General features: G+C 49.1%; 14 protein-coding genes. All 14 read right to left on the bottom strand.

Translation table 11 applies throughout. The features are described from left to right. Window positions 1-36 precede the first annotated feature (36 nt). Complete coding sequence (locus NQU17_01810) at window positions 37-1,479, bottom strand: NlpC/P60 family protein (protein UUM12316.1); 1,443 nt, start codon at window positions 1,477-1,479, stop codon at window positions 37-39. A gap of 751 nt (window positions 1,480-2,230) precedes the next feature. After that, entirely contained in the window at window positions 2,231-2,497 is a 267-nt protein-coding gene (locus NQU17_01805; protein ID UUM12315.1) for a VOC family protein, read from the bottom strand. Window positions 2,498-2,920: 423 nt separating this feature from the next. Then, window positions 2,921-3,157 (bottom strand): hypothetical protein, encoded by a 237-nt coding sequence (locus NQU17_01800; GenBank protein UUM12314.1) that lies wholly within the window; start codon window positions 3,155-3,157, stop codon window positions 2,921-2,923. Between the two features lie 10 nt (window positions 3,158-3,167). Further along, window positions 3,168-3,911 carry a hypothetical protein gene (locus NQU17_01795; protein ID UUM12313.1) on the bottom strand — a complete coding sequence of 248 codons (744 nt, stop codon included), beginning with the start codon at window positions 3,909-3,911 and terminating at the stop codon, window positions 3,168-3,170. 240 nt (window positions 3,912-4,151) lie between these two features. Further along, a complete protein-coding gene (locus NQU17_01790; GenBank protein UUM12312.1) occupies window positions 4,152-5,525 on the bottom strand; it encodes an ISLre2 family transposase in 1,374 nt (457 codons plus the stop codon). Window positions 5,526-5,907: 382 nt separating this feature from the next. Next, window positions 5,908-6,297: a DUF302 domain-containing protein gene (locus NQU17_01785; protein ID UUM12311.1), complete on the bottom strand. Its 390-nt coding sequence runs from the start codon at window positions 6,295-6,297 to the stop codon at window positions 5,908-5,910. 97 nt (window positions 6,298-6,394) lie between these two features. Beyond that, window positions 6,395-6,790, bottom strand: a complete 396-nt coding sequence (locus NQU17_01780; GenBank protein ID UUM12310.1) for a hypothetical protein — start codon at window positions 6,788-6,790, stop codon at window positions 6,395-6,397. A 142-nt stretch (window positions 6,791-6,932) separates the two neighbouring features. Next, window positions 6,933-9,446: a magnesium-translocating P-type ATPase gene (gene mgtA / locus NQU17_01775; GenBank protein UUM12309.1), complete on the bottom strand. Its 2,514-nt coding sequence runs from the start codon at window positions 9,444-9,446 to the stop codon at window positions 6,933-6,935. A gap of 94 nt (window positions 9,447-9,540) precedes the next feature. Continuing rightward, complete coding sequence (locus tag NQU17_01770) at window positions 9,541-10,494, bottom strand: hypothetical protein (GenBank protein UUM12308.1); 954 nt, start codon at window positions 10,492-10,494, stop codon at window positions 9,541-9,543. Between the two features lie 381 nt (window positions 10,495-10,875). Beyond that, window positions 10,876-11,283, bottom strand: a complete 408-nt coding sequence (locus NQU17_01765) for an arsenate reductase ArsC (protein UUM12307.1) — start codon at window positions 11,281-11,283, stop codon at window positions 10,876-10,878. Beyond that, window positions 11,273-12,352, bottom strand: a complete 1,080-nt coding sequence (gene arsB, locus NQU17_01760; GenBank protein UUM12306.1) for an ACR3 family arsenite efflux transporter — start codon at window positions 12,350-12,352, stop codon at window positions 11,273-11,275. Before arsB ends, NQU17_01765 begins: the two co-directional genes overlap by 11 nt. Before the next feature lie 286 nt (window positions 12,353-12,638). Beyond that, window positions 12,639-13,157: a DUF2703 domain-containing protein gene (locus NQU17_01755; GenBank protein ID UUM13445.1), complete on the bottom strand. Its 519-nt coding sequence runs from the start codon at window positions 13,155-13,157 to the stop codon at window positions 12,639-12,641. Between the two features lie 196 nt (window positions 13,158-13,353). Then, window positions 13,354-13,683, bottom strand: coding sequence for a metalloregulator ArsR/SmtB family transcription factor (locus NQU17_01750; protein UUM12305.1), 330 nt, complete (start codon window positions 13,681-13,683; stop codon window positions 13,354-13,356). A 313-nt stretch (window positions 13,684-13,996) separates the two neighbouring features. Continuing rightward, on the bottom strand, window positions 13,997-14,554 hold the full coding sequence (locus NQU17_01745; protein ID UUM12304.1) for a DUF4256 domain-containing protein: 558 nt from the start codon (window positions 14,552-14,554) through the stop codon (window positions 13,997-13,999). Window positions 14,555-14,573: the final 19 nt, after the last annotated feature.

Here is a 14,573-nt window from a genome sequence, read left to right as displayed (position 1 = left end):
CTGTTCCCAGGAACCGGTCGTTCTCTCTTGACAGGGTTATGGTGTCGGCCGAAGGAATCCCTTGACCAGATTATTCTTGTAGTACCAGGTCAGGTCGACGATTTTCACGTAGTCGCCTGGTTTCGGGGAATGGATCATCTGGTTGTTTCCGATGTAGATTCCCACATGGTAGACTTTTCCGTCTTTTTCAAAGGCTATGATATCCCCAGGCCGCGGAACGGATACTTTGTTCGCGATGCCGGCCCACTGAGTGGAAGCGGTACGGGGGATCCGAATCCCAACTTTGTTGTAGGAATAGTAGGTCAGTCCGGAACAGTCGAATCCGCCTTCTTCCCAGGATTCGCCGGCGTAAACGTACGGCGCGCCGATCAGAGTCTTGGCGATTGCCACGACACGGTCGCCCAGTTCGTTGTTATCCGGTGAAGGGTCAGGAGTCGGAGTGGCAGTGCCATTATTCATGGCAGGATTAATCCAGGCACCGGGTGTTCCCTGAGTGGCTGACAGATTATACATACCGCTGAAAATCTTGTAAATATAATACGTACCGGCTGGCAATACGGTGAGCGGTGTTCCGCCTTCGGCGGCTTCGGCTGCTGTGTAGTATCCGGCCAAAGGTGCAAGGACTTTATACTGGTCACCTGCTTCAATCGGCCTGGGCTCAGTTGGCTCTGTTCCTGGATCGGTCGGGGGCGAGGGTTCAGTGGGCGGAAGCTGGGCCACATTCGTTTCGGGATTTACCCAGGAACCAGGCACTCCGTTGGTGGTGGACACATTGTACATGCCGCTGAAGACCTTGTAGACAACGTATGTTCCAGGAGCCACTTTGCGAGTGGAATTCGTTCCGGCCTGCGCGTCGGCGGCTGTCAGATACCCGGAAATTGATGTAAACACTTTGTACTGATCTCCCGCTGCAATATTCTCCGGATTGGTCGGAGCGGGCGGGAGCGGAGCCGGAGCAGGATCAACGGGAGTGATCGTTCCACCAGCATCGCCGGTTACAACCGGCAGGCTGTAGAACAGGACATCGGAAAGATCCCAGTAAGACTTATAGGAATATCCTCTGGTTCCATTGATTTCAAGATAGAGCCAAGATGCGCTCCTGCCGAGAACCAGAGCTTCGGTTCCAGCCTGAGCATAGAACACTTTTTCAGCTTGATTGTTGGCCGATTTTCTCACGTTGACATTGGAACGCGCCGTCAGCGTATTGGCCTGCCAGTAATCCCGATAGGTATACCCAACCAGTCCGTTCAGATCGATTTTGTACCAGCCGTTCTCAGTTCCCAGATATTGATGGATCGAACCTGCCGTAACGTACCCGACTTTCTCTGATGTGCTGCTGCTTGACGCTCTCACGTTAACATTCGACTTAGCCTTGAGGGTGGTGGCTTCAGCGATCGCACCGGTAAGCGGGGCCAGAAGCGTGGCGGCGGCTACAAGGGCAGCTGCCAGGACCTTCAGTTGTGAGTTTCGTTTCTTCATAGTTTCCTCCGAAAATTCTTACCTCAATGTGTACTGTTACCTGTTTGTAATTTTTAATCTCTAAAAACATATTACGAAAGTATTACAGTTATTACAAACTTTATTTTTAAATTATAATTCTTGTTTTGACATTGTTACATTATAACTTTGTTTTTGTTATTAAATAGTTTTGTCAATCGTAACTTTTGTTACCGCTTTAATAAAACAAGCTTATTAAAAATAACAAGTTGTTTATTTGAAATCATTAAAAAAACACTTTATTCTTTACAACTTCTTTACTTCCTTCGTCTCTTTTTTATGATTTAAGAATTATTCCAGCTATTTCTTAGAACTCTCATTGTGACATCCTCTGTTAACCAATCGATTTGTACTTCCTTAGTATATATTTCGATGAAACAAAGAAATCATACTCATAATGCCGGAATCAGCAAATGAGTATGATTAAATAATTAAATTTATATTGTATAAAAATAGACAGAGAGTGTACTGTAATAACAACAGAACAGTAATTGCTCCCTGAAATTCCTCCATGATCATTCAGGCAAGTTCAGCAGAATCCTGATCTCATGGCCGAATCGACGGCCTGGAATCTCAATCCCAAAAGGTTGGTCTCAGAGGCTTTTTCCTCCAACTCACCGGTTAAGGACTTTGATCACCCAGGATTAATGATCAACATTCCAAAACGTTTGGTGACATCCCTGTTGCCGCCTCCCCCAATCAACCAGAACAAGGAATCGATTCAGTGACTCGATCAGAGATGCTGATCGAACAGAATCTGATTGCCATCGGGATCCGCAATCATGAACCAGTCCGGACCAGCTCCGGATTCATCCGCTTCTCTGATGAATGAAATTCCCTGACGCTTTAATTCTTGCTGAATCTGACGGACATCCGCGGCTCCCGCCAGGGGCTGAGCATTGGAATCCCAGCCTGGATTAAACGTCAGCCCGTTGGCACTCAGCATTCCTTTAAACAGACCAAGGACAACGTCCTCTTTTTTCAGGATGAGCCAGTTCATGGAAGGCTCTCCCATCAAGACCTCAAACCCTAATTTTTGGTAGAAATCCCGAGATGCTTCCAGATTTGCCACATTTAAACTTACCGAAAACGATCCAAGTTTCATCATGATCTCCTTCTCTGATTTCATCAGTTCCAAATTTTTATGGACCCTACTCTTCCCCCGACGCTCTGGCAGCTGTCGCTTTCTGAACCAACCGGGATCTTCTTAAGCTTCAGTTTTCTCAATGAATCGGTCATAAAGAACGTCAGATGCAGTGAGAAGTCCCGTTATGGCAGATCTCTTAATGATGGGATCATTGCGCACTTCAGGACTTCTCTTAATACTGGATTCTCTAAATGCAGGACTTCCTATTTTGTTCGGTTACTCTTCAGCCCGGAAGGACGGATCCTCAGCGGCAGGATCCATCCAATCACCAGCGTGTCAGAATGTTCGGGGACGTCCGATCCGGCTTCCCAGTCTGGCACCCAGAATCAATCCCAGCAATCCCCCGAGGATCGCTCCCAGATCTCCGGTCGCTTCGTAGCCCTGGACACCGAACATTCGAAATTCTGTAAAGAAGTTCCCTCCAATGACAGCTCCGATGACCAGTCCCGCCACAGCGCCGAGAACCAGAAACAGCACAGCACCAAGGACAGCGAAAATCACTGATCGGCTCATAAAATCCATCCTAAAGTCTGGCTGTCAGTATTTGTCTGCCGTGGTTCTGTACTTCCAGATAGGGCCGGTCCTCTGCCATCAGCAACAGCAGCAAGGTCCAGGCCGGCACGTAGGTTCCCCAGATCAGGTTTTCTTTCCACAGCATGAAATTTGCAAAGGCTGGATCATAAATGGAATAAGCTACCAACAGGTCACTGAAGAACATGAGGAACCCTGCCAGGGCAATCATCCAGGCGGCCCGCCTGGTATAAAGGCCGCGATAGAGTGTCGAAACCATAGTCATTCCGGCCAAACTAAGAATCACTCCGATTCCGATGCCGGCCTGCAGCATGAACCCGGTGGCGAATTTCTGCAGATTCATGAAAAGATAGAGAAAGATCAGGCCAAAGGGAAGGAAAGTCATCAGCTCTCTGTGCCCGAATTTCATTTGCCGGCTGAAGGCCAGAATCAGGAAAAGATAAGAAAGGATGAATCCCAGCATGCCATAGAGCTGGCGATTTGGCATACTTTCATCAAACACCTGGGCCAGAATAAAAAAGTAATCAGACACCAGAGTGAAGAGAAACGCTAATCGCAGCAAGTACCTCTCCCTGAGACGGGTCGTTAACAACCAGGCTGCCAGGACCATGGTTGTTCGAACCCCAAAGGTAAGATAAAGACTGGGGTCGCCTTTTCCGTAAACTGTGTGAGACAGCAGGATCAGGCCGGTGGCGACGCCGTAAAACAGCGCCAGGAACTTTTGAGTACGGTTCATGACATTCACCTCTTTATGTATATTTGTGAAAATACGTTTGAGGAAACCTTCTGAAAAAACCAATGTCATTTCTGCCCATACGATGAAGTCACTTGCGAATAATGTCGCACTTTTTCTTTGATTTAATTTTACAACTATTACAGGACATCTTCAATCACCCCGGCTCAAGCGATAGTGTCAACTTACTTTCGGTTCAAAAACTGAATAAGCCTGCCGTGCGGATTCCAAGTAGCCCGGGTTTTACGATTTATACCACCCAAAATGAGGCGTTGCATAGCTGATTGAACCTTGTTTTACCGGGTAGACCCGGCTCTTCTTCACGATCCGTTTTTCCAGCCTCAAAAGTCGGGCTTCCTTCTTCTTTTCTTTCTCTTTGGCAGCGAAGTAGCCCATGAGATCCCCGCCATTGAGGACGAAAACTCGCATGCGCGCTATATTCTCAGCACCTACTGTGCTCCACCCCATCGGGCGTGAAGATAACCGTGAGGAAAGCACATGACTGACATGCCCTTCCGCACTGCAGCCCTGATAGCCCGACTTGGCCGCGTTCTGGATCGATTCCCAGTTGGACACAAGATAGGTTTGCATCTCGCCTAACTTCTTTTCCTGGGTCTTTTTAAGCGGCAATCCCGCTGCTGATTCGAAGAATGTGTTGATGTCCTCAAGGGAGTCCATGCTGATGGCGTCTTTGAGGTACCAGTAATATTCATCCTTTGTCCCTTTGTAGGAATCAATCGGCGTTGCCGCCTGGCGCAGGGCCTTTTCCAGGTGGAACTTATCCAGATAGAGCTTGCATCGAGGCAGAATCTGGGCACCCATCTTGATCCAGGACGCCCCATCCCCTGATAAGGAGATTTCCTCGATCTTATCCACTTCATAAGCCGAGTTCAGGTAATCGAACACTTCGTACCACAGTTCATCCGAGTTGCCCTTGTAGAAGCCTGCAAATCGACGTACACCCATTAAGGCCTTGCGTCTCTTCCCGACACTCTGCTGCCCCTCATGGACGTAGATCAGCCGCATCTGCTGATTGGAACCGTCCTGCATAGCTACATGATCCTCATCGGCCTCAATATAGATCCGAGATGCCACTTTTTTCTGAGGCAGGGGTCCCTCAGAAGACTCAATGTTCCCCAGTCGATGGACCAGATTCATTACCGTAGTGCGGCTGGTAATTCCGCTGCTTGCATAGCGCTCCACCGTCCCCTGGTAAGAAATATCTTTAGCACTGGAGAGAAGACACGAGGCTAGTTCCCGGCTGATTCTCTGATGGGGCTCAAGGCCCAGAAGACGATCCACCAGACACACATGGTGATTGGTCTTTTTATTCCGAAAGTACGTCCGGCCAAAGACCACAGGTCCGGCTGTAGTAGCGATGGTTTTTGTTTGATAGCGCCGTTCGATGGTGTAGTCTTTTTTCCGTAACTGTGAGTTCCTCAGGCGCTCATCGAGTACCTGAACATAATCCTGGATCTGCTCACGGGCAATCCGATCCGTCAGCTCGTGAGTCTCCTGTACCACTTGATCCATGGTGAGAGTACCGCTTGCCATTCTTGAATCAAAACTTTGTCTGAGAGTGGTGAACATTGAGTTGAAATCTGTTAAGATAGGCATGAGAATAAGTCCTTTCGTGTAGTTTGTTTTTGGTTGTTACTAACATTCTAGCACTTGGGCTTATTCTCTTTCATTTTCGACCTACAGTAACTTTACACTAACGCTCAAGCAACTGTTCAGTCAGGTTGACCGCTGCTGCAGACTCCCTTCTAATGAACTTTTCCTGTAGCACTCTCATCGGGAAATTAAGAACGGCCGAACACCACATGAAGGATGTCCGGCCGTTCTTCGTTTCAATCAAACTCTTTCCCCGAGGGATTCTGGGTTCTCATTCCGAAATCGCTGGTCAGGGTCAATTGCCTTAATCTGCTGCTGGAGTTTCCGGTTGGTCATTTTAAATCACGGCAGATTGTTTCAGCTCATTCTTTATAGACCAAATTATTTAATGAATGGAATCGTCAATGGCCTTCCTGAGCGTCATTTCAACCTCAAGGGCTGTTTCTCCCAGATCGGTCTCGCCCATCAGCTGAACCAGGGCCTGCGGCTTCATCATGCCGAGCCGCACCACTCCGTCCTTCTCATAGATCGCCATCTTACAGGGCAGCATATAGCCCATTTCAAGTTTCTGATCCAGCACTTTCTTTGCCTGGGCCGGATTGCACACTTCCAGCACCATAAAATTATGGTCAAATTCCAGCCCCTTTTCCTGCAGCTTATCCTTGAAATTAAGCTGCCACAAAACCCCGAAGGAATGAGCGGCCAAATTGGCGGTCAGATCCTTGACTGCCTGTTCGAATGTTTTATCCGTTTTCTGTTCGTAAATAAAATCCATTCTGATCTCCTTTTCCTATGTTATCTTTTGTTTTGGTGTCTTCAATTTTTTCTGATTGTTATTTTGCCAGTCCGTTCTCTGTCCAGAGAGTTCAAACTCAGACTTTCGCCTCGCCTTTGGCTGCCAGGGCAGGATCTGTTCCTGGGTATTCAATGAGAAGAGCCCTCAATCCCATCAGATCAAGGATGGCTTCTTTCATATCTCCCACCCGGAATTCTCCCAGCACATCGACGTTTCGGTCCCTGACCTGCTGTACCGCCTCCTCCAGGTCATTAACCTTGAAGTGGAAGCTGCGCACGTGCACTTCTCGATCCGGGACTTCCAGCAGCTCAATGCCTTGATTGGACAACGCCATATGGACGATTTTCCCGTCCGGCATAGTCACCTCGCCTGAGAACTCAAAGCGGATTCCCAGCAGTTTCCCAAAACGCTGCTTCCCCTCTTCCAGGTTCGGCACCGCGATGCAAATCCGATCCAGCCGTTCAATATTCATATTTCTTCCTCCTGTTCGCTTGTAGGTTCAGTATAGCAAAAAGTCTTCCCCATTATTCTCAACAATCCCTGAACAATCCTTGAACTGCTGAATGAGCAGGTGACTGTACGAACCGCCTGAGCTGCGTTCAGTCACGCAATGGTCACTTCCGGTAAAACCAGCGTTTCCCGAATTCTGTTGCCACCAGATAGCAGAATGTGATGAACAGCAGAGCCAGCAGAAGGTACGGAGGAACCGGTGTGATGCCCAGTGCCGATGCAAACGGGAGATAAGGCACTACCAGCGTGAACACACCAACTGCCAGGGAAGCGAAGATCATAATCGGCGCTGGCCGGCTCTTGTAGAAGGTTCGGCGGGTGCGCATGACCATCAGAATAAGCAGTTCGGTCAGCACCGAGACCGTAAACCAGCTGCTCTGAAACAGTGCTTCATTGGCCTTGATGATCAGCAGCAAGACGCCGAAGGTAATGTAGTCAAACACACTGCTGATCAACCCGAACAGGAACATGAAGTTCCGGATAAAGTGAATGTTCCAGCGTTGAGGGGATTTCAGGCTGTCCTGATCCACATAGTCCTGTGCAATGGCAATGGCCGGAATATCGGACAGGAAATTGAGCAGAAGGATCTGTTTGGGCAGAAGAGGTAAAAATGGCAGGAACAGTGACAATCCGGCCATGCTGACCATGTTGCCAAAATTTGCGCTGGTAGTGATCTGAATGTATTTAAGCGTATTGTGGAAAGTAGTCCGGCCCAGAATGACGCCGCGATCCAGAACCTCGAGCTTATGTTCGAGCAGGACCAGATCTGCCGTTTCTTTCGCGATATCTGCCGCATTGTTCACAGAGATACTGACATCCGCTGCGTGAAGAGCGGGCACGTCATTAATTCCATCTCCCAGGAATCCCACCACATGGGACTTTTTCTTCAGTGCTAAAATAATTCGTTCTTTCTGATTGGGATCGACCTCACAAAAAATATTGATTTGATCTACCCGATGCCAGAAGGATTCATCACTGAGGCTGCGCAGCTCTCCCCCGGTCAGAACGCCCGTGACAGTCAGTCCGACGCTTTCCGCGGTATGAACGGCGATTAGTTTGTTGTCCCCTGTAATCAGGCACAGGCTGATCCCGTGAACCGATAAATCACGAATCGTCTGGGCAACATCTTCCTTGGGATGGTCATACATCAGCAGGAAACCGGCGAATATCATGTCCGTTTCATCCGGAATCCCATAATCGGCCTGCTGCGGAACAACCCGGCAGGCAACAGCCAGGACGCGAATCCCCTGACGACTCCATTCAGCATATTGTTCCTGGATCCGTTGCAGATGACCTTCGTCCAGCTTTACCGCTTCCTGGCCATCAAGAACATGCGTGGAAATCGACAGCACGCTCTGAATGGCGCCTTTTGTGAGCAGTAAATTCTGGCCGCCATCTTTGACGATGACGCTCAGCCGCTCCCGGTCAAAATCAAAGGGGATTTCGTCGATTTTTGTTACCCCGGTCATTTCGGGCGGTCGGCTCTTTACAATCGCGTCGTCCAGGGAATTTGCCATCCCCGCCTGGAAGAACGCATTCAAATAAGCCATGCGATACACCTCGTCCGAGGGATGGCCGGAAAGGTCGTAGCCACCATCGATTCGGATCACGCCTTCTGTCAGAGTGCCGGTTTTATCGGTGCAGAGAATGTCCATGGAACCGAAATTCTCGATGGCGTTCAGCCGTTTGACAATGACGCCTTCCTTTGCCATGACATGCGAGCCCTGGGACAGCGTCAGACTGATGATGGCCGGCAGCAGTTCCGGAGAGATGCCAACGGCCAGGGCCACTGAAAACAGCAGCGAGTCGATGGGCGGCTTCAGGAGCAGTACATTGATAGCAAACACAATGAGAACCAGCACCAGCATAATCTGCGTCAGAAACCCGCCAAATGTCCGGATGCCTCGTTCAAATTCGGTTTCAGGAGGTCGCAGGGTCAGTTTTTTGGCAATTTCACCGAAAGCGGTGGAAGATCCGGTCTTTGTCAGGAGAACCGTGGCGCTGCCATTATGGACATTGGTTCCCATGTACACGCAGTTGGCTCGGTCTTTCAGAGCAGTCTCTTCTCCCAGGCTGCCAGGCTGCTTCGAAATGGGGAGAGACTCCCCTGTCAGAATTGCCTGATTCACTTGCAGGTCCATGGCTTCCAGAATCAGTCCGTCGGCCGGAATCAGGCTTCCTGTGCTAATCCGGACGACATCCCCGGCAACCAGGAGACGGGAGGGAACCGGAATCCAGCTGCCATCTCGCAGAACCTGAGTCGTCACCTGAACCGTTTCGCGTAATTTTTCAAGAGCTGTACTGGCCCGACGCTCCTGAAAGTAGCTGATCAGGGAACTGGACAGAACAATCAGAAAGATAATAAACGCATCCAGCCATTCACCGCTCAATGCGGAAATGATGGTGGCCACCACTAAAATCAGAACAATGGGTGTTTTAAACTGATTCAGGAAAATCAGCAGCTCCGAAGTCTTCTTCTTGGAAGCCAACACATTCTCACCCATTTCTTTCAATCGCCGGCTGGCTTCCTGGGAGCTCAGTCCGTTGATCGATGACGACAGCCCTTTTATCGCATCATCCGCTGGGATACTCCAATAGCTAAACTCTTTTGATTCCATAGGTGCTTCCTCCTTTTCAGAACGATCGGATCCTTACAACGGTCAACATACAGCATTGACAATTCTAAGGAATCATCCGTTTCATACCGATTCACTAATTCAGAGACATACCACTCTGATTCCCGCCCTCCGGCAGGGAATTGAGGACCCGCAGAGCCCGCAAGGTATTGAACCGGCTGGGTTCTCCCGTCTTCTCCATATCAAAATGAACCAGTCCGGAATGTTTTGCCTGAACTGGCCAAGTTCCGTCTTTTCTTTGTTTTTGCCGCAGAACCTTCACCGGCTCCACCAGTCTGGGGTCTGCCAAGATTCCGCGATCTGCAAAATAGACCAAAGCTCTGAGGATGTCGTATTTCCAGCGCACCGGGAAAGACAGCCTCAGCCAGGCTGGATTGATGATCTCACCGGTCTTGTCGGAGCGGAACAGATGATGGATCAGCAAGAACTCTTCCGCCCCAGCCATGCACTCGGTCAGTTCCTCCGATCGATAGGCATACCCCTGCTTCCGAAATTCCCACAAGCCCTCCAGAACCGACAAGGTGGTATGCATGGAACTGTGATGAACGCCAGGCTTCAAGAAATCACAGTTGAACCCTCCGTCTGGCATGACGCAACTCATCAAAAAATCCACCACCGATCTCAGGGAATCCTCTGGCACACCGAAAAACGCGGCATAATTCAGGAACATGCCATTGACACAGACATCTCCCCTGCGAGGCATCCTGGATTCATACAGACTGCCGTCAGGTCCTTTGTGATCCCGCAGGATCAGCCGTAAGGTTTCGCCGATTTCTTCCACCGGTTCGATTTCCAGATACCGCAGATCCAGCAGAGTGTAGTGAGAACTGATCCACTTCGGGCTGTAGAATTCATACCCCCAGTGTCCATTGGGCTGCCGAACTTGAAGAAATCGCCGGCCGAAGCCTTCTGCGGCAATTCGCTGACGCAACTCTGTCAGGCCGGATTGCGGCTGCCGGAGCAAATATTTCCTTGTCAGATACTGAACGCTGACATCTCCTTCCAGAAGCCATTCCAAAATTCGATCCATTTGGCTCACCTCCGCGATTATGCTGACCCTTGCTCATCTTCCTTCTTTAGCTTGATTATCCCACTCTCGCATGATATAAGAAAGATTTCCCGAATCGGATAAAAGTAACTTAATTGTGAAGCTCCATCAGCCACATCCATTATCGTCTGGGCGCTTCCAGAACATTGATGATCCAACTCCAAGTATGCTGAACGAAGAACTCTGACTGGTGAATGCTTGCCGGAGATGTACAGCAAAGGGAAAAGTCCTTCCCACTGGCATTCAGCCGGTGGGAAGGACTTTGATCTTTATCGTTGAGCATCGAAAGTGTGAAATAATCTTCCGGGGTTCAGCAGAAAATGAGGTCGATTCAGAAATTGTGCACCTGTCTCCAGTCTCTAACTACAGCCCGTGCTTCAGCCTTGTAACCAGCTCCTGCACTTTAGCATCTATCACGGATATCACCTGTAAGAATTCTTCGTCGCTTTTCCCGGAGGGATCTTCCAGCCCCCAGTCTTCCCGGTGGCGGCTGGGCAGGAAGGGACACTGAACATTGCAGCCCATGGTGATAACCACATCAATCTCCGGCAGATCGTCAATCAGCTTCGAATGCTGCGTCGCTTCCATATCAATGCCATACTCCTGTTTCATCAGGCGAACGGCATCCTGATTGATCTGAGGCTTTGTCTCCGTACCGCCGGAATAGCTTTCAAAAACCTCACTGCCGTACTGTTTGCCCAGCGCTTCCGCGATCTGGCTGCGGCAGGAGTTGTGAACACAGATGAATGCAACTTTCGTTTTATTGCTCATGAATCATTTCTCCTTGGGATGACTGAATCGGAAACCAGTGTTTTGTATTGTTGGCGATTTTGACCAGAATAAGCATGACCGGGACCTCCGTCAGAACTCCGACAATCGTAGCCAAAGCTGCTGGACTCTGTGTACCAAAGAGGGAGATCGCAACAGCAACGGCCAGTTCAAAGAAGTTTGACGCACCGATCATTCCGGCCGGGGCTGCGATGTCATGGGGCAACTTCAGAATCCGGCTCGCAATGTAGGCAATGAAGAAGATCAGGAACGTCTGAATGGTCAGCGGAATTGCAATCAGGACGATATGCAGCGGATTTTTCAGAATTACTTCGCCCTGGAAGGAAAAGATGATGATCAGTGTCAGGAGCAGTCCAATGATCGTGACATTGTTGAATTTCGGAACAAACGAACGTTCAAAATACTCCTGTCCTTTGTTTTTAACGACGAAATGCCGGGTCAGTGCCCCCGCTGTCAGTGGAATCACAACGAACAGAACAACCGAGAGGATCAGCGTATCCCAGGGAATCGGAACTCCGCTCACACCCAGCAGAAAAGCCACAATGGGAGTAAAAGCGAAGAGAATAATCAGATCATTGGTGGCGACCTGAACAACTGTGTAAGCGGGATTACCCTTTGTCAGGTGGCTCCAGACGAAAACCATGGCCGTACAGGGTGCAGCCCCCAGCAGGATCGCACCAGCTAGATAGTTTTTCGCCAAGTCTGGTGAAATGAAGGGCTTAAAAATGACATTGAAAAACAGCCATGCGATGGCGAACATCGTAAAGGGCTTGATCAGCCAGTTCGTAATCCAGGTGACATAAAGCCCCTTGGGATTTCTCCCCACATTGCGAACACTGTGAAAATCGACCTTCAGCATCATGGGATAAATCATAAGCCAGATCAGAATGGCAATGGGCATGGATACCTTGGCATATTCAAATTGATTCAGCAGTCGCGGGATGGCAGGAAGAAACTGTCCGATCAGAATTCCTGTCACCATACAGAGTATGACCCAGACCGACAGATAGCGTTCGAAAAAGCTGATACCGTCTGTTTTTTGTTTATTCATTGTGCACCTCGTTGAAGTTGATTCGTTTCTTAGTTTTAAAAAGCTCGACTAATAAGTTCATCTGATAAGTTCATCTGATGAGTTCATCTGATAAGTTCATTTGATAAGTTCATTTGATAAGTTCGTTTCATATATGTTCCATATGATCAAAAGGCAGCCTTTTCGAATAAAGATTTGTAACGCCCTTTGACGATCAGCTCCTGCCTCGTTGGAAAGGAAGATTGATCCCTATGATTCCAGGTTTCGCTCAGAAGTGTGTCCAGTTCTATTGCTGGCCGCCTGATTCTTATACTCCCCGAAGTTCCTCCATCCGCTCATAAAATCTGGCAAGGTTCTCAGGCAGAACATATTCCGTCTGATGTTCCATGATTCTGGCACCCCCAAAGATCTGCTTCAGGATTGCTTCGATGATCATGCTCCTGGGCGGTTCATTATGTTCCGTTCCTTCATAATCATAGACGCGGCAGCTTACCTGATCCCCGCACAAATCCCCGCATTCCCTGCAGTCCGATTCCCTGACCACGAAATCAATGTCCTGTCCATTCACCCGAATCGTGGGGGAACTCAGAAATTGATGCTTGATGGCAAGTTCTTTCGTATTCACATTGATTTTCTCGACCTTCAGGTCAAAACCCGCCGCGGCGAGCACCGGACGAACCTGGGCGATGGCTTCATCCAGATTGGCATCCGTCCCCTGACACCGATCACATTGAGACAAATCCAAATAGAGAAATTCAATCAGCACCTGCTTCTTTAAACTCGTGTCTGAACAGTCACATCGGCTGCCCCCGCAGCAACCTGACACCGGTTCTTTGGTTTCAATGAGAAGTTTGCCTTCTCCCGACTCTTTCATTTCTCTTCCTTCTTTCATATTATTTCTTTTCTCATTTTTATCTTTCTTTCATAAACATAAACATGCTGACTGCCGCAATGATAAAGAAATTGGGATTCATCGCTATCAAAATTCCTGCCTGCAAGTTAGTCATTGGATTCATAAGGGCTTAGCAGCATTTGTTCTGAGGGTGTGATCTGCTTTTGCAGATACAGTCTTCCTTATCATGGGTAATACGGTTCAGGAACTGAATCAGCTCCTCGGCTTTTGTCTGATTGAGTGAGTATCTCATCCAGGCTCCGTCTTTCTGAGCCTGAATCAAGCCGCTTTCGGTAAGAATTCGCATATGATAGCTCAGCGTCGACTGTGAGATGCTGAATTCTTCCAATATGTCACAGGCACACAGGGTGCCGCACGACAGCATGTCGATGATTCGAAGTCTGGTCTCATCAGACAGAGCCTTCATGATCGGTACATATTCCGCTGTAGTATAGTTCATGGGGTACTCCTTTCATCTGTACCTTCCTCAGACAGATCGGTACTGTCCGGTCAGGCTTTCATTTCTTGGCAGCTCCACGCCCAGAAGTCTGAGTTTCGAAACTGACTACGTTCGATCTGCATCATATCGACAAGTATCGATATCCAGTTACAGTATATCCTGCATATCGAAAGTTATCAATATGACCTGCCAAGAAATAACTTGCAATTAACATTCAGCTCACACAAACCCATAGCGAAAATCTTTTGCTGCCATCGATGAAAAAAAGCCGGAGCGTCCGGCAAGACAGCTCCAGCTTTTTCTCGTGATTTCATTAAACTTTCAGCAGTCCCCGGAACCCTCGAACTCCGTAGTAGGAATCCGCGCCGTTGTGGTAAATAAACACGGTGCCGTAGCGATAATCGCCGAACAGTGCTCCCCCCAGGCTTCGAATTGATTCCGGGGTCAGAAGCCAGCTTGAGGTCTTCTGATCAAAGGGTCCTGTCTCCTGCAGCCGGCGGTACTCTGCTTCCGTCAGCAGAGCAAGGCCCATCGTCCCGGCCACGCCCATGGCGCTGGCTTCCGGGGCATTTTTCTTTCGGGCCTTTCGGGCTGGTTCATCATAGCAGAGATTGCGCCGTCCGGAAGGAGTCTCCGGGGAGCAGTCGGCAAATACGATGGATTCCCCTTCAGTCCATACTACATCCGGCTCTCCCCCCGTCTCTTCCATCTGATGAAGGGTCTGCAAAGCTTCCGGATTGTGTTCCAGACGCCGGGCGATTTCATCCCATTTCATTTCGGGGTGGCGCCGTAAATTCTGTTCAAACCGCTCTTCAAGGATTTTCAACAGCTCCTGATCACGGATCGGTATATTTAACTCGCTTTGGTTCATTGTTAATTCCTCCTGCATC

Source organism: Clostridiaceae bacterium HFYG-1003, from assembly GCA_024579835.1.
Lineage (GTDB): Bacteria > Bacillota > Clostridia > Clostridiales > Clostridiaceae > JG1575.
This window is presented reverse-complemented; position numbering and strand designations above follow the sequence as displayed.